This window comes from Pseudomonas sp. SYWMCR5, assembly GCF_057197165.1.
Genome location: NZ_JBXUNH010000006.1, coordinates 358313 through 374172 on the forward strand (window position 1 = coordinate 358313; position 15860 = coordinate 374172).

15 protein-coding genes are annotated in these 15860 nt (G+C 62.7%); 5 read left to right on the forward strand and 10 right to left on the reverse strand.

The window, feature by feature from the left end; genetic code table 11:
• Positions 1-146: 146 nt before the first annotated feature.
• The 3 genes from cueR to AC2CGW_RS18065 are packed head-to-tail and all read right to left on the reverse strand — an operon-like array spanning position 147 to position 3390.
• A complete protein-coding gene (cueR, locus tag AC2CGW_RS18055; protein WP_186666067.1) occupies positions 147-551 on the reverse strand; it encodes a Cu(I)-responsive transcriptional regulator in 405 nt (134 codons plus the stop codon).
• Complete coding sequence (locus tag AC2CGW_RS18060) at positions 548-2950, reverse strand: heavy metal translocating P-type ATPase (RefSeq protein WP_484574394.1); 2403 nt, start codon at positions 2948-2950, stop codon at positions 548-550. Before AC2CGW_RS18060 ends, cueR begins: the two co-directional genes overlap by 4 nt.
• 53 nt (positions 2951-3003) lie before the next feature.
• Positions 3004-3390, reverse strand: coding sequence for a hypothetical protein (locus tag AC2CGW_RS18065; protein ID WP_186666071.1), 387 nt, complete (start codon positions 3388-3390; stop codon positions 3004-3006).
• Positions 3391-3537: 147 nt separating this feature from the next.
• Here AC2CGW_RS18065 and AC2CGW_RS18070 point away from each other — a divergent pair, with 147 nt between their 5' ends.
• Positions 3538-3735: a heavy-metal-associated domain-containing protein gene (locus AC2CGW_RS18070; RefSeq protein WP_186666072.1), complete on the forward strand. Its 198-nt coding sequence runs from the start codon at positions 3538-3540 to the stop codon at positions 3733-3735.
• A 125-nt stretch (positions 3736-3860) separates the two neighbouring features.
• Positions 3861-5042: a multidrug effflux MFS transporter gene (locus tag AC2CGW_RS18075; RefSeq protein WP_288376637.1), complete on the forward strand. Its 1182-nt coding sequence runs from the start codon at positions 3861-3863 to the stop codon at positions 5040-5042.
• Here the strand turns inward: AC2CGW_RS18075 and AC2CGW_RS18080 are convergent.
• A complete protein-coding gene (locus tag AC2CGW_RS18080; protein ID WP_238343432.1) occupies positions 4993-5190 on the reverse strand; it encodes a hypothetical protein in 198 nt (65 codons plus the stop codon). The genes AC2CGW_RS18075 and AC2CGW_RS18080 overlap by 50 nt on opposite strands.
• 526 nt (positions 5191-5716) lie before the next feature.
• On the opposite strand from AC2CGW_RS18080, the gene AC2CGW_RS18085 reads away from it, so the two are divergent.
• Positions 5717-6430 carry an ArsR/SmtB family transcription factor gene (locus AC2CGW_RS18085; RefSeq protein ID WP_186721898.1) on the forward strand — a complete coding sequence of 238 codons (714 nt, stop codon included), beginning with the start codon at positions 5717-5719 and terminating at the stop codon, positions 6428-6430.
• A 32-nt stretch (positions 6431-6462) separates the two neighbouring features.
• Here the strand turns inward: AC2CGW_RS18085 and AC2CGW_RS18090 are convergent, their stop codons facing one another.
• The 6 genes from AC2CGW_RS18090 to AC2CGW_RS18115 all read right to left on the reverse strand — a co-directional run bounded on the left by AC2CGW_RS18090 (position 6463) and on the right by AC2CGW_RS18115 (position 12279).
• Positions 6463-7410, reverse strand: coding sequence for an adenosine deaminase (locus AC2CGW_RS18090; RefSeq protein ID WP_186666079.1), 948 nt, complete (start codon positions 7408-7410; stop codon positions 6463-6465).
• A 94-nt stretch (positions 7411-7504) separates the two neighbouring features.
• A complete protein-coding gene (locus AC2CGW_RS18095) occupies positions 7505-8860 on the reverse strand; it encodes an 8-oxoguanine deaminase (protein ID WP_484574395.1) in 1356 nt (451 codons plus the stop codon).
• Positions 8861-8980: 120 nt separating this feature from the next.
• Complete coding sequence (locus tag AC2CGW_RS18100) at positions 8981-9667, reverse strand: SDR family oxidoreductase (protein WP_186666082.1); 687 nt, start codon at positions 9665-9667, stop codon at positions 8981-8983.
• Positions 9668-10032: 365 nt separating this feature from the next.
• Complete coding sequence (locus AC2CGW_RS18105; RefSeq protein WP_484574396.1) at positions 10033-10617, reverse strand: IMPACT family protein; 585 nt, start codon at positions 10615-10617, stop codon at positions 10033-10035.
• Between the two features lie 9 nt (positions 10618-10626).
• Complete coding sequence (locus AC2CGW_RS18110) at positions 10627-11289, reverse strand: TetR/AcrR family transcriptional regulator (RefSeq protein WP_186666086.1); 663 nt, start codon at positions 11287-11289, stop codon at positions 10627-10629.
• Between the two features lie 72 nt (positions 11290-11361).
• Positions 11362-12279: a LysR family transcriptional regulator gene (locus AC2CGW_RS18115; RefSeq protein ID WP_186666088.1), complete on the reverse strand. Its 918-nt coding sequence runs from the start codon at positions 12277-12279 to the stop codon at positions 11362-11364.
• A gap of 118 nt (positions 12280-12397) precedes the next feature.
• On the opposite strand from AC2CGW_RS18115, the gene aptA reads away from it, so the two are divergent.
• Complete coding sequence (gene aptA, locus AC2CGW_RS18120) at positions 12398-13744, forward strand: omega-aminotransferase AptA (protein WP_484574397.1); 1347 nt, start codon at positions 12398-12400, stop codon at positions 13742-13744.
• Between the two features lie 66 nt (positions 13745-13810).
• The gene (locus AC2CGW_RS18125) at positions 13811-15304 is read left to right on the forward strand and encodes a CoA-acylating methylmalonate-semialdehyde dehydrogenase (protein WP_186666091.1); all 1494 of its coding nucleotides are present in this window, start codon (positions 13811-13813) and stop codon (positions 15302-15304) included.
• The last annotated feature ends 556 nt before the right edge of the window (positions 15305-15860 follow it).

Sequence of the window (15860 nt, forward strand, 5' to 3'; positions counted from 1 at the left end):
CAGGTCATCGGCAGAGCGCAGGAATATCTGAGTGAAACTCCCGTATTTATTGGATGAAACTTGATTTTAAGGTCGGTTTGGCCAGGTATGGCTAATATGGCATACCAAAATGCTGGCGTGGGTTGTCAGGCAGCCCACGCCAGCGTTCAGTGACAGCATCCACCTTCGTTCGCCAGGTCCCTGAGAATCGGGCAGTCTGGGCGATCATCGCCCTGGCAGTGGGCGACCAGCTCGCTCAAGGTGTCGCGCAGGCTCACCATCTCTTCGATCCGTCGGTTCAGTTCGTCGATATGCTGTGTCGCCAGTGCCTTGACGTCGGCGCTGGCGCGCTGGCGGTCCTGCCAGAGCGTCAGCAGCCGGGAGACTTCTTCCAGTGAGAACCCCAGGTCGCGCGAGCGCTTGATGAACGCCAGGCTGTGCAGGTCTTCCTGCTGGTACAGCCGATAGCCGCTGTCGCTGCGCAGCGCCGGCTTGAGCAGGCCGATGGACTCGTAGTAGCGGATCATCTTGGCGCTGAGCCCACTGCGCCGGGCGGCTTGGCCGATGTTCATGGCGTCTCCTTCGAAGCGATGCCGGTGGGCTTCCAGGTCTTGAGCCACAGGGCGTTGCCCACCACGCTGACGCTGGAGAGCGCCATGGCGGCGCCAGCCAGGACCGGGTTGAGGAAGCCAAAGGCGGCGAGCGGGATACCGATCAGGTTGTAGATGAACGCCCAGAACAGATTCTGACGGATCTTGGCGTAGGTCTTGTTGCTGATTTCCAGGGCTGCGGGCACCAGGCGAGGGTCGCCGCGCATCAGGGTGATGCCAGCGGCCTGCATGGCCACGTCCGTACCACCTCCCATGGCGATGCCGATGTCGGCTGCAGCCAGGGCCGGGGCATCGTTGATGCCGTCGCCGACCATGGCCACCACGCCGTTCTGCTTGAGTGCATTGACGGTGGCGGCCTTGTCGGCTGGCAAGACTTCGGCGTGCACATCGTCGATGCCCAGCGCCTCGGCGACCACCTTGGCGCTGCCGCGGTTGTCGCCGGTCAGCAGGTGGCTGCTGATGCCCTGTGCGTGAAGTGCCGCGATCGCCTGCTCGGCACCGGGCTTGAGGCTGTCACCGAAGGCGAACAGTCCGAGCACCCGGGCATGCGGTGCGCGCTCGATCAACCACGACAGGGTGCGACCTTCGCTTTCCCAGGTCTGGGCTCTGTCGAGCAGATTGCCTGGCTCAAGGCCGCTTTCGTCGAGCAGGCGCCGGTTGCCCAGGGCCAATACCCGGCCTTCGACCGTACCGGCGATGCCGCGCCCGGTCAGCGACTGGCTATCGCTCACCAGGGGAATCTCCAGCCCTTGCTCAGCGCCGGCATCCAGCACGGCCTTGGCCAGCGGATGTTCGCTGCCGCGTTGCAGGGCTCCGGCCAGGCGCAGCAGGTCGTGTGCGTCGCCGACGACGGCCTCGCTGTGGACGATGCGCGGGCTGCCGGAGGTCAGGGTGCCGGTCTTGTCGAAGACCACGCGATTGACCGCATGGGCTCGCTCCAAAGCTTCGGCGTCCTTGATCAGGATGCCATGGCTGGCTGCCACACCGGTGCCGGCCATGATCGCTGCCGGTGTGGCCAGCCCCAGAGCGCAAGGGCAGGCGATCACCAGCACGGCCACGGCGTTGATCAGTGCGTTTTCCAGCGGTGCACCGGCCAGCCACCAGCCGACCAGGGTGATCAATGCGAGCACCAGCACCGCCGGGACGAACACCTGGCTGACCCGGTCGACCAGCTTCTGGATCGGTGCCTTGGCCGCCTGGGCGTCTTCGACCAGGCGGATGATCCGCGCGAGTACGGTTTCGGTGCCCAGGGCCAGGGTGCGCACCAGCAGGCGGCCTTCACCGTTGATCGCACCGCCGGTGACCTTGTCGCCGGGCTGTTTGGGCACTGGCAGGCTTTCGCCGCTGATCAGCGCTTCGTCGGCGTGACTGCTGCCTTCGATCACCTCGCCGTCGACCGGGAAGCGCTCGCCGGGCTTGACCAGTACCAGGTCGTCCAGGCGCAGTTGGCTGATCGCTACATCTTCCTCGCGGCCGTCGATCACGCGCAAGGCGCGCTCGGGGCGCAGGGCTTCGAGTGCGCGAATGGCGCTGGCGGTCTGGCGTTTGGCGCGGCTTTCCAGGTATTTGCCCAGCAGCACCAGGGCGATTACCACGGCCGAGGCTTCGAAGTAGAGGTGAGGTTCCATGCCCGCATGGGCCTGGGACCATTCGTACAGACTCAGGCCATAGCCGGCGCTGGTGCCAAGGGCGACCAGCAGGTCCATGTTGCCTGCGCCGGTACGCACGGCTTTCCAGGCGGCCTTGTAGAAACGTGCCCCGAGGATGAACTGCACCGGGGTTGCCAGCACGAATTGCGCCCAGGCCGGTAACATCCAGTGCAAGCCGAACGGCTGCACCAGCATTGGCAGAACCAGGGGCAGGGCCAGCAGCAGGGCGGCGATCACCGCCAGGCGTTCGTTGCGCAGGCGTCGCCGCGCATCGTGGCGATCGTCATGGGCGGTACGTGGCAGGCTGGCGCTGTAGCCGGCCTTTTCCACGGCGCCGATCAAGGCGTCGTCGCTGACGCCTTCGAGTACCCTGAGGTGCGCGCGTTCGCTGGCCAGGTTCACGCTGACCTGCTCGACCCCGGACACCTTGCCCAGGGCGCGTTCGACGCGGCCGACACAACTGGCGCAGGTCATGCCGCCTACCTGAAGTTCAAGGGTGCGGCTCGGCACGCTGTAGCCGGCCTTGCGCACCGCTTCGAGCAGCTCCGGCAGGCTTTCGGCCGGGGCCTGGACCCTGGCCTGTTCGGTAGCAAGGTTGACGCTGACCTGTTCGGCGCCGTTGACTTTACGCAGCGCGCGCTCGACGCGACCCACGCAACTGGCGCAGGTCATGCCGGCGATCGGCAGGTCGAAGGTGGTTGATGCGGGCATGGGCTTTCCTCCGTGATCGAGCCTGCAGCATCAAGCTTGCCATGTTGGTAAGGTCAATACCCCAGGCCGGCTCGCTTCAATTCCAGCCCATTCTGGCCCACGGCGATCCGGTATTTGTTGATCTGGCCCGCCTGCAGGTTGAGGCGGGTGCTGCGTTGGTCCTCCACGCCGGGTGCACAACCGGGCACCTGCCCGGGCAGCAGGCGCAGGCGCACGTCCACCGGCCCTGGCGGCAGGTTGAACGAGGTCGATTGTTCCTGGAACACCCGCCCGGAGAGCTGGTCGTTGAGGTAGACACCGATTTCGCAGTTGGTGGCTACCTCCAGGCGCTCCCGGGAAATGATCAGCACGCTGTAGTCCGAATTGCCCTCGGCGCTGACCGGTGGCACGACGGCCACGGCACTCAGCAGTCCGACGAGGCCCAATGCTGCCCTGATCATGAAACTTCTCCTGGTTGGCGAGTCGTCAAAAGCGCAGCTTGGCCGAGCCGCACGCGGATTTCCAGCCCGGCCGTTTTGTGCAGAACTTGACCTTGCCATGATGGCAAGCTTGAAACTCTCTGCAAAACCCAGATGGAGGTAGTTCCGATGCAAGTCTTCAATGTGCAGGGCATGAGCTGCGGTCATTGCGTCAAGGCGGTGACCCGTGCGGTTCAGGAGCAGGATGCGACAGCGCAGGTGGAGGTCGACCTGGGGGCCAGGCAGGTGCGGGTTCAGAGCCAGCTCGGGGTGCAGCAGATCCTGGAGGCGATCCGTGAAGAGGGTTACCAGGCCGAGCCGGCCTGACGACTCGCGGTGGTGCCTGCTCCAGGTACCACCGTTTTCAGGTGTAACTGTTACAAAGCTTTTCATACCAGGCCGCCTCCAGTGCAGTTAGACTAGTCCGTTGCTTAGCCTGCTATGGATTTCCGATGAATCTGCGCACCCTATTGATCCTCGGCGCTCTTTCGGCCTTCGCGCCATTGGCGATCGACTTCTATCTCCCCGCCTTCCCTGCCATGGCCCAGGCCTTCGGCACTGATGAACAGCACGTCCAGACGACCCTGGCGGCCTATTTCCTTGGCTTGTCGCTTGGCCAACTGGCCTACGGTCCGATCGCCGACCGTTTCGGTCGACGCAAGCCACTGTTGTTCGGTATCAGCCTTTTCACCCTGGCGTCGCTCGCCTGCGCCTACGCCCCGGACCTCGACACGCTGGTCGTGGCGCGTTTCATCCAGGCACTGGGTGGTTGTGCGGGAATGGTGTTGTCGCGGGCCATCGTCGTCGACAAATGCGACGCCGTGGGGGCCGCCAAAGCCTTCTCGCAATTGATGCTGGTGATGGGGCTCGCGCCGATTCTCGCGCCGATGCTCGGCGGCGTCCTGATCAATGTGTCCGGCTGGCAGTCGATCTTCCTGGTGCTCAGCCTGTTCAGCGCCGCCTGCCTGCTGGCGGTGAGCCTGGGGCTGCCGGAAAGCCTGCCAGCCCACGTGCCGCGCCAGCCGCTGTCGGGTGCCTTGCGCCAGTACCTGCGGCTGCTGGGCGATCGGGTGTTCCTGGGGCATGCGCTGACGGGTGGCATCGCCATCGCCGGCATGTTCGCCTATATCGCCGGTTCACCGTTCGTGTTCATCAAGCTCTATGGCGTGCCGGCCGAGCATTACGGCTGGCTGTTTGGCACCAATGCTGCCGGTTTCATCCTCTGTGCCCAGGTCAACGCCCGGCTGCTGGCCAAGCGCGGCCCAGCCTTCCTGCTGGCCCGAGCGGTATGGCTCTACCTGGCTGCAGGGGTAGTGCTGCTGGGGGTGGCGCTGCTACATCCGACGCAGTTGTGGCCATTGTTGGTGCCACTGTTCGTGTGCATCGCCAGTCTGGGCTGCATCATTCCCAACGCCTCGGCTTGTGCTATGAACGGGCAGGGTGCCAGGGCCGGCAGCGCGTCGGCATTGATGGGCAGCCTGCAGTTCAGCGTCGCCGCAGGGGCCGCGGCGCTGGTGGGTGTCCTGCATGATGGCAGCGCAGTGCCGATGGCCTTGGTGATCAGCTTGTGCGGTGTGTTGGTGGTCAATGTCGCGATGCTGACTCGACGCCTTCAGTCCAGGCAGGCTGCATGAGGGGGTGAGGGGCCTTCAGGCGTGTCTCCAGAACGGCGACGAATGCCCGGGCCTCCGCCTCGCTGCGAAAACTCACCACATGTTGATCGAGCTGTACCTGCCAGGGGCAGTTGGGGTGGCGGTTCGATGTACTGACGACAATCTTCATCGCTGCATCCTCCTGTCGGGGTGAGAGCGAATCCAGTGTAGCGCTGTACCGATTGCCCGCCATGTGCCGCGACGACGTCCTGACTGACGGTCACCCCCGGGGCGATGGGCTGACTCAATCAAGATACGAACCTTCGCTTTTCCTTGCCCTACTTGTGGAACCCTACTGTCGGCAATGTTCCGCTCTTGTGGCCTTTACCTGGCAGTGTATGTGGCTACGTCCGGGATGCTAGAGGGGATGCTGGTAGCGCTCGTCATTCACTGGCATTTCCCTATATCGCCAAGGGTGCCGCTACCCTCGGCCTTGTGCCGCAAACCGGTGGCCAAACCCACCTAGTACAGGGCTTTCGGCGGCTTATACTTGTCCCCGCAGGCCCTTGCAGCGAGAGCGGTTTCCCCACCAGGCGGGGCTTCCCATACAGCCTGACAGGCTGCACCTACACCTATCTGCCGCAACCTCTGGCGATTCCTACTGCCATGGATGGCCATTGGACAAGAAACGTGACTTTGCATGGAGTTGATGGAGCATGAAAGCAGTCAGCAGTATCAGTCAGATCGCCGCTCTGATGGCCGAGCCCAAGCGCAGTGCCATGCTCTGGGCCTTGATCGATGGTTCGTCCCGGCACGCTGATGAGTTGGCGCTCATGATCGGCGTCACTCCATCATCGGCCTGCGCCCACCTGTCTTTATTGTCGGCTGCTGGCTTGCTGCGCCTCGAGGCGCGTGGGCGCAAGCGCTATTTTCGACTGGCCACCCCCGAGGTGATCGCCGCGGTCGAGGCACTGGCCAGCGTGCAGCTTGGTGGCCGTGCCGAATGCCAAACATCGGTCAGGCCCCTGCAGGTGCCGCTGTCGTTGCGCAGGGCGCGACGTTGTGGTGACCACCTGGGGGGCGAGATTGCGGTCGATCTTTATCGACGCATGGTGGCCGCCGGCTGGTTGGAGGGCAATGACCTGCATCCTACCGTGAGCCTGGAAGGGCGTGTGCAATTGGCTGCAATCGGCGTCTATATCGATGCGCTGGCGCCCCGCCAGCGTGGTGGATGTGTGGTCTGTCACAGCAGTGAGTGGAGTGACAACGGCCCCCACCTGGGCGGCGGTGTCGGGCAGGCGATGCTCAGGTTGTTCATGCAGTCTGGCTGGATACGCGAGCAGGAGGGATCGCGCGTGATGCAGATTTCCACCTTGGGTATTCAGGAGATCAACCGTATCGCGAGGGTGCCGGCATTACAGGTGGGCTGAAGTGCCCCTGTAATACCGGTTGTGCTCGCGACTCAGACCAGGCGTGCATCCAGGCTGTTCTGCGCCAGGCGTGTTGCCTGTTCCTGGGTCATGCCCAGATGCTGGTGCAAAGCGTGGAAGTTTTCTGTGACATAACCGCCGAAGTAGGCCGGATCGTCGGAGTTCACCGTGACCTTGACCCCACGTTCGAGCATGTCGAGGATGTTGTGCTGGCTCATATGGTCGAACACACAGAGCTTGGTGTTCGACAGTGGGCAGACGGTCAGCGGAATCTGCTCGTCGATGATGCGTTGCATCAGCCGCTCATCCTCGATGGCGCGTACGCCGTGGTCGATGCGCTTGATCTTCAGCAGGTCGAGGGCTTCCCAGATGTATTCGGGTGGGCCCTCCTCGCCGGCGTGGGCAACGGCGACCAGGCCTTCGCTGCGGGCGCGGTCGAAGACGCGCTGGAACTTGCTTGGTGGATGACCTTTCTCCGAGCTGTCCAGGCCCACGGCAATGAAGGCATCGCGGAACGGCAGGGCCTGGTCCAGGGTCTTCTCGGCTTCCTCCTCGCTGAGGTGACGCAGGAAGCTCAGGATCAGGCCGCTGCTGATGCCCAGTTGCTCGCGACCATCCTTGAGCGCCTGGTTGATACCGCTGAGCACTACCTCGAAGGAGATACCCCGGTCGGTATGGGTCTGCGGGTCGAAGAAGGGTTCGGTGTGAATGACGTTCTGTGCCTTGCAGCGTTGCAGGTAGGCCCAGGTCAGGTCGTAGAAGTCCTGCTCGGTGCGCAGCACGTCGGCGCCCTGGTAGTACAGGTCGAGAAACTCCTGCAGGTTGTTGAAGGCGTAGGCGCTGCGCAGCGTCTCCACGTCGGCCCAGGGCAGGGCGACCTTGTTGCGTTCGGCCAGGGCGAACAGCAGTTCCGGCTCCAGCGAACCTTCCAGGTGCATATGCAGTTCGGCCTTGGGCAAGGCATTGAGCCAGTCATACATGGGGTGTGATCTCGAATCAGGTACGGTTGGCCGACATTCTACAGGGCTACGCGCTATTCGGTAGGGCGGGGCTGCCCAGCAGCCCCGCTGTGCTTCAACCGGCAATCAGTGCGGCTGCCGCCTGACGATGGTCGGCGATCAGGCCTTGGACATCGAGTCCCTCGATCTGGCCATCGATCACGCGCCAGTGGCCGCCGACCATGACTCGGTCAGCCCGGTCCGCCGCGCACAGCAGCAGCGCGGACAGCGGATCGTGGCTGCCGGAGAAACGCAGCTCGTCGAGCTTGAACAGGGCCAGGTCCGCCTGCTTACCCACCGCCAGCTCGCCGATGTCGCCACGGCCCAGCAGTTGTGCCGAGCCGCGGGTTGCCCAGCCTAGCGCGCGCTCGGGCGTGATCTGCTCGGCGCCGTAGCGCAGGCGTTGCAGGTAGAGGGCCTGGCGTGCTTCGAGGATCATGTTCGAGGCATCGTTGGACGCTGAGCCGTCTACACCCAGGCCGAGTGCGGCTCCGGCAGCTTCGAGCTCGACGGTTGGGCAGATGCCCGAGGCCAGACGCATGTTCGAACTCGGGCAATGGCAGATGCCGGTACCGGCAGCACCGAGGCGCGTGATTTCGTCGGGGTTGAAGTGGATGCCGTGGGCCAGCCAGGTGCGCGGGCCGAGCCAGCCGACACTGTCGAGGTAGTCCACGGTGCGCAGGCCGAACCGCTGTAGGCAGAAGTTTTCCTCATCGAGTGTTTCGGCCAGGTGGGTATGCAGGCGCACGTCCAGCTCTTCGGCCAAGGCGGCGCTGGCACGCATGATCTCTGGCGTGACCGAGAAGGGTGAGCAGGGCGCCAGGGCGATCTGGATGCGCGCGCCTTCGCCACGCTCATGGTAACTGTGGATAAGTCGCTGACTGTCGGCCAGGATCACCTCACCTTGTTGCACTGTCTGCTGCGGGGGCAAGCCGCCATCTGCTTCACCCAGGCTCATCGAGCCGCGGGTCAGCATGGCGCGCATGCCGAGCTTGCGCACGGCTTCGACCTGTACGTCGATGGCGTGGTCCAGGCCTTCGGGGAACAGGTAATGGTGATCGGCGGCAGTGGTGCAACCTGACAGCAGCAACTCGGCCAATGCAACCTCGCTGGCGAGCGCCAGTTTGGTCGGGGTCAGCCGTGCCCACACCGGGTAAAGGGTCTTGAGCCAGGGAAACAATGGTTGGTTGACTACCGGAGCCCATGCGCGGGTCAGGGTCTGGTAGAAGTGGTGGTGGGTGTTGATCAGACCGGGCAGCACCACGTGCTCACGGGCATCGAACACTTGGTCACAGGGGGTGTTGGGTTGTTCGCCGAGGGCGAGCAGTTGGCTGATGCGGCCGTTTTCGATGACCAGGCCACCGCGGGCATCGGTATCATTGGCAGTGAAGATGGCAAGGGGGGATTTCAACCAGATACGGGTCGCAGGCATGGTGCCGGCTCCTCTGAAAGTGGGTTCAGGGTTAGCCAGCTCAGTGTTGTCCTGTCTGCTGATCCAGGTCCGCCGCGAGGCGAGGCATCGAGTCTACTGCCTCGCCACGCGGCTTTCAATTCACCAGGTCAGGGCGTCGCCCTTGTAGTTGATAAAGCGCAGGCCGCCCTGGCCGCTTTGCTCGTTGATCCGGTCGAGCATGCCGCGTGTGCTGGTGAACACGTCGATTTCCGCGTTCTCGCCGCCCATGTCGGTTTTCACCCAGCCTGGGTGCATGGCCAGCACGCTCAGGTCGGAGCGTTGCAACTCCACCACGAAGCTGTTGATCATCGAGTTGAGTGCAGCCTTGCTGGCCTTGTAGAGGCAGATCTCGTTGCCATCCGGGCTGGTCACGCTACCCAGACCCGAGCTCATGAACGCCAGCACCCCGGTGTTTTCGCGGATCTGTCCGACCAGCCGACGTGCCACGCGGATGGGCGCTACGGCATTGGTCATGAACAGGTCGCCGATCTGCGAGTCTTGTACGGTTTCCAGATCTTGCGGCAACGGCCCCATGACCCCGGCGTTGACGAACACCAGGTCGAAGATTTCGCCCTGCACACGCTGCTTGAGGCGGTCGAGCAAAGCGGTATCGTTCATTTCCAAAGATTCGATGCGCACACCTGCGACATCGTTGAGGGCGCTGGGCTTGCTCGCATCGCGCACGGTAGCCGTGACGTTCCAGCCGTCTTCACGCAGGCGTTGGACCAAGCCCAGTCCCAATCCGCGAGAGGCGCCGATGATGAGGGCGTTTTTGCTTGTGGACATGTGGACGCTCCGAAGTCGCTTGAAGAAAGGTATCGAGGATACTCCAGGCGGGCGCGACTCGCCTGCGTTGCTTCTGTACAAAAAATGATCAGACGCTCCGCGCCTTGTGCTGGTGGGCGCCCCGCTTGTTGGCGCACGGGTTATCCACAGGCTGTTCCACAGTTATTGTGCGCAAGCGTGTGGGCACCGGACGAGCCCGCGAAAACCGGGCGGTGGGGATAACTCTCTGGCTTTCAGTGGTTTGCAGGTGTCATAAAACAGTGATCAAAATATGCTCAATCGGCTGAAAGCCATATGTGGCAGGGCTTGCAAAAGAATGCCCCAAGCTTATCCACAGGCAGGCCCACAGCAGTTGTGGGCAGCTTTCAGCGAAGCTCCAGGCGAATCCGGCCACGGCTGAGGTCGGCCAATTGCTGCTGAAATGTCTGCACGTGCTCTGCGCCCAGCGCCAGGAGCAGATCGACACCGTTTGCCGTGAACTGTTCGTCCAGCACCAGCCCTTCGGCCTCGGCCAGGCGCAGCTTGAGCAAGGCCAGCTCGCTGAAGGTGCAACTGCAGGTGAATTCTCTGCGCTGTACAAGCAGCCGTTTCGGCGCCTGTTGCAGGCATTTGTTGGCGCCTCCGCCATAGGCGCGGGCCAGGCCCCCGGTGCCGAGCTGGATACCGCCATACCAGCGGATGACCAGCACGACCACCTGATCGCAGTCTTGGGCTTCGATCGCCGCAAGGATTGGACGTCCGGCGGTGCCGCCCGGCTCGCCATCATCGCTGCTGCGGTATTGCGCACCGAGTTTCCAGGCCCAGCAGTTGTGGGTGGCGGCTGGGTCGCTGTGGCGTTCGATGAAGCTCATCGCCTCGGCAGCGCTGCTGACAGGGCCGGCGAGGGTGATGAAGCGGCTCTTGCGGATGTCTTCGCGGAACTCGCAGAGCTCAAGCAGGGTAGAGGGCATAGGTCCGGGTCAGGCGGGCGGATTGATGCCGCAGCCTTTGAGAATGATGTGGATAAGGTTGTTGCTGGCGTCTTCCATGTCCTGCTTGGTCAGGCGGCTGCGACCGGTGACCTGGCAGATCTGGGTGGCGAAGTCAGCGTAGTGCTGGGTACTGCCCCAGAGCAGGAAGATCAGGTGCACAGGGTCTACCCGGTCCATCTTGCCGGCCTCGATCCAGGCCTGGAACACCGCGGCGCGGCCGCGGAACCACTCGCGGTAGTCGGCGCTGAAGTATTCGGTCAGGCAGTGCCCACCGCTGATCACCTCCATGGCGAAGATCCGCGATGCCTGCGGGTTGCGTCGGGAGAACTCCATCTTGGTGCGAATGTACTGGCTCAGCGCCACGGCCGGGTCGTCCTCGACGCTCAGGGCGTTGAAGGTGCTGTCCCACAACTCGATGATGTTGCTGAGCACGGCGATATAAAGGCCGAGCTTGTTGGTGAAGTAGTAGTGCAGGTTCGCTTTGGGCAGGTTGGCCTTCAGCGCGATGGTATTCATGCTGGTGCCCTTGAAACCATGGCGGGCGAATTCGTCTTCGGCGGCCTGGATGATGGCCTGTTCGTTCTTCTGGCGAATGCGGCCGGCGGGCTTGCCCGAGGCGGAGAGGCGATGCGCAGGGACTTCAAAGGTCATGGACGTTTCCGTACGGGGTCTGTGGGCAACGGATGTCGGACAGATTACCTGCCTGTGCCGAAGTGACAAGCATTAGCGCGTTGCCGCGAGGCTTTCGAGGAAACTTTCCAGAACCAGGTTCGGACGCCGTCCCTTGCGCGTCACCCAGCTCAGGCTCAGGTCATAGAAGCGTTGCGCCGGTTTCAATGCCCGCAGGCGGCCTTGCTGGACCCAGAACATTGCGTAGTGATCGGGCAGGTAGCCGATGTAGCGCCCGGTGAGGATGAGAAAGGCCATGCCCTCGCGGTCCGAGGCGCTGGCGGTGCAGTTCAGGGCCTGGTAGTGCGCCTGGATGTCCGCCGGCAGACGGAAGGTCGGGGCGATGGCTTCCTGGCTGTTGAGGCGCTGGTCGTCGATCTTCTGGTCTTCGGCATAGAACAGCGGGTGGCCCACTGCGCAGTAGAGCAACGAACGTTCGCTGTACAGGGGTTGGTATTCCAGGCCCGAGAGCGGGCTGGTCTGCGGCACCACGCCAACATGCAGACTGCCGTCCAGCACCCCTTGTTCGACCTGGCTCGGAGCGATCATGCGAATCTGGATGCGCACGTCCGGCCCGCGATCCTTGAGCTCGGCCAGCGCGTGGGTGATGCGCATGTGAGGCAGGGTCACCAGGTTGTCGGTCAGGCCGATGTTGAGTTCGCCACGCAGGTGCTGGTGCAGCCCGTTGACCTCGGTGCGAAAGCTCTCCAGGGCGCTGAGCAGTTGCAGCGCCGAGTGGTAGACCTCGCGGCCTTCCTCGGTGAGCGAAAAGCCTGCCCGGCCACGCTGGCACAAGCGCAAGCCCAGGCGCTGCTCCAGGTCGTTCATCTGCTGGCTGATGGCCGAGCGCCCGATACCCAGTACGTTTTCCGCCGCCGAGAAGCCGCCGCACTCGACGACACTGCGGTAAATCTTCAGCAGGCGAATATCGAAATCGCTGACTTGCGCGAGGGGATCGGGGCGACGACTCATAAGTTTAGTCCGCTGCTAACTGAAGATTAGAAATGTTGGCTTTTTCAGACTTTATCCCCGTGACAATTTAGCTGCAACAACACCCGTCGTTGCCTAGTCGTCTTCCGAGGAACCGCCGATGAACATGCCCGAAACCGCCCCGTCCGGCCTGGCCAGCCAGCTCAAGCTGGATGCTCACTGGATGCCCTACACCGCTAACCGCAACTTCCAGCGTGATCCGCGCCTGATCGTGGCGGCCGAAGGCAATTACCTGGTTGACGACAAGGGGCGCAAGATCTTCGACGCACTGTCGGGCCTGTGGACCTGCGGCGCCGGGCATACCCGCAAGGAAATCACCGAAGCGGTGACGCGTCAGTTGAGCACCCTGGACTACTCGCCGGCCTTCCAGTTCGGTCACCCGCTGTCGTTCCGGCTGGCCGAGAAGATCGCCGAGCTGACGCCAGGTGACCTCAACCATGTCTTCTATACCAACTCCGGCTCCGAGTGCGCCGACACCGCGCTGAAGATGGTGCGTGCCTACTGGCGCCTGAAAGGCCAGGCAACCAAGACCAAGATCATCGGCCGTGCCCGTGGTTACCACGGCGTGAACATTGCCGGCACCAGCCTGGGCGGGGTCAATGGCAACCGCAAGATGTTCGGCCAACTGCTGGATGTCGACCATTTGCCTCACACCGTACTGCCGGTGAACGCGTTCTCCCGCGGCATGCCGGAAGAGGGCGGTATCGCCCTGGCCGACGAGATGCTCAAGCTGATCGAATTGCATGACGCTTCGAACATCGCCGCGGTGATCGTCGAGCCGCTGGCCGGCTCCGCTGGCGTGCTGCCTCCACCGAAGGGTTATCTGAAGCGCCTGCGTGAAATCTGCACCCAGCACAACATCCTGCTGATCTTCGACGAAGTGATCACTGGCTTCGGCCGTATGGGGGCGATGACCGGCTCCGAAGCCTTCGGCGTGACCCCGGATCTGATGTGCATTGCCAAACAGGTGACCAACGGCGCCATCCCGATGGGTGCCGTGATCGCCAGCAGTGAGATCTACCAGACCTTCATGAACCAACCGACGCCGGAATACGCCGTGGAATTCCCCCATGGCTACACCTATTCGGCTCACCCTGTGGCCTGTGCTGCCGGCATCGCCGCACTGGACCTGCTGCAGAAGGAAAACCTGGTGCAGTCCGCCGCCGAACTGGCGCCGCACTTCGAGAACCTGCTGCATGGCGTCAAGGGCACCAAGAATGTCATCGACATCCGTAACTACGGCCTGGCTGGCGCGATCCAGATCGCAGCTCGCGATGGCGATGCGATCGTGCGTCCATACGAGACGGCCATGAAACTGTGGAAGGCCGGCTTCTATGTTCGCTTCGGGGGTGACACCCTGCAGTTCGGCCCAACCTTCAATACCCAGCCGCAGGAACTGGATCGCCTGTTCGACGCGGTAGGCGAAGCCCTGAACCAGATCGACTGATCTTTCCGACGCTGACGACAGGCGCCTGAGCGCGCCTGTTCCAACCTTCTTTATCTGGAGTTCTGCATGAGCATCGTTCAGCACCTGATCAATGGTGAGCTGGTTTCCAAGGGCGGTCGCACCGCCGATGTCTTCAACCCGTCGACTGGCCAGGCTACCCGCAAGGTCGAGCTCGCCAGCCGCGCCACCATCCAGGACGCCATCGACTCGGCCAAGGCTGCGTTCCCGGCCTGGCGTAACACGCCACCGGCCAAGCGTGCCCAGGTCATGTTCCGCTTCAAGCAGCTGCTGGAGCAGAACGAGGCGCGCATTTCGCAGATGATCAGCGAAGAGCATGGCAAGACGATCGAGGATGCCGCCGGCGAACTGAAGCGTGGTATCGAGAACGTCGAGTTCGCCTGCGCCGCGCCCGAGATCCTCAAAGGTGAATACAGCCGCAACGTCGGCCCGAACATCGACGCCTGGTCCGACTTCCAGCCGCTGGGTGTGGTGGCCGGTATCACGCCGTTCAACTTCCCGGCGATGGTGCCGCTGTGGATGTATCCGCTGGCCATCGTCTGCGGCAATGCCTTCATCCTCAAGCCCTCGGAGCGCGACCCGAGCTCGACGCTGTACATCGCCCAACTGCTGCATGAGGCCGGCCTGCCCAAGGGCATCCTCAACGTGGTGCACGGCGACAAGGAAGCGGTGGATGCGCTGATCGAGGCGCCGGAAGTCAAGGCCCTGAGCTTCGTCGGTTCGACACCGATCGCCGAGTACATCTATGCCGAAGGCACCAAGCGCGGCAAGCGTGTGCAGGCGTTGGGTGGTGCGAAGAACCACGCAGTGCTGATGCCCGATGCCGAGCTGGACAATGCGGTGAGCGCCCTGATGGGGGCGGCCTATGGTTCGTGCGGCGAGCGCTGCATGGCGATCTCGGTGGCGGTGTGCGTGGGTGACCAGGTTGCCGATGCGCTGATTGCCAAGCTGGAGCCACAGATCAAGGCGCTGAAGATTGGTGCAGGCACCTCTTGCGGGCTGGATATGGGGCCGTTGGTCACAGCTGCTGCACGTGACAAGGTCGTAGGCTATATCGACGATGGCGTGGCTGCGGGTGCCAAGCTGGTGGTAGATGGCCGCGGCTTCCGTGTTGCGGGCAATGAAGACGGTTACTTCGTTGGCGGGACGCTGTTCGACAACGTCACTCCGGAGATGCGCATCTATAAGGAAGAGATCTTCGGCCCAGTGCTGTGCGTGGTGCGTGTGCAGAGCCTGGAAGAGGCGATGCAACTGATCAACGATCACGAGTACGGCAACGGCACTTGCATCTTCACCCGTGACGGTGAGGCGGCGCGGCTGTTCTGCGACGAGATCGAAGTGGGCATGGTTGGGGTGAACGTGCCGCTGCCGGTGCCGGTGAGCTATCACAGCTTTGGTGGCTGGAAGCGCTCGCTGTTTGGCGACTTGCATGCCTATGGGCCGGACGGTGTGCGCTTCTATACCCGGCGCAAGGCGATTACCCAGCGCTGGCCGCAGCGTAAGAGCCACGAGGCGTCGCAGTTTGCGTTCCCGAGCTTGTAAGGTTGTGGTGATGTGAGAAGCGGGGAGGCCGACAGGCCTCCCCGTTTTGGTTTGTGGGGTGGGTGAGGCCTGGTTTGGATTAATGGGTGGCTGCAAGGTGCCTGCCTTGGGGATTCTGGCGCCCTTAAAATCGAGCGCCGCCCGCGCGGCGCTCGATCTTGTAGGCGCAGCAGAGTTTGAGGCAGGCACTTGGTGGCCTATATAAGGTCTGCGCCGAGGATCTTTCAAATAACTGAAATAAAAGGTTGACGCCCTCTCAGATCCCCTTATAATGCGCCCCACTTCCGCAGCAAACGGAACGCAAAACTCCTTGTTAATCAACGAGTTAAGCGAATTCGATGCATTGTGAAGGGCTTCGGTCATCTGATCGATAGCGGTGAAAAAGGCAGTTGACAGCATCTTCGAGTGCTGTATGATTCGCCTCCCGCTACGAGAGATCGCAGCGAGTCAAGTGTTTGAAGCTAAACGAGTTTCTCGCGAAAAACTTCAAAATAAACGCTTGACAGGCAATGAGGAAAGCGTAGAATGCGCGCCTCGGTTGAGACGAAAAGCTCTT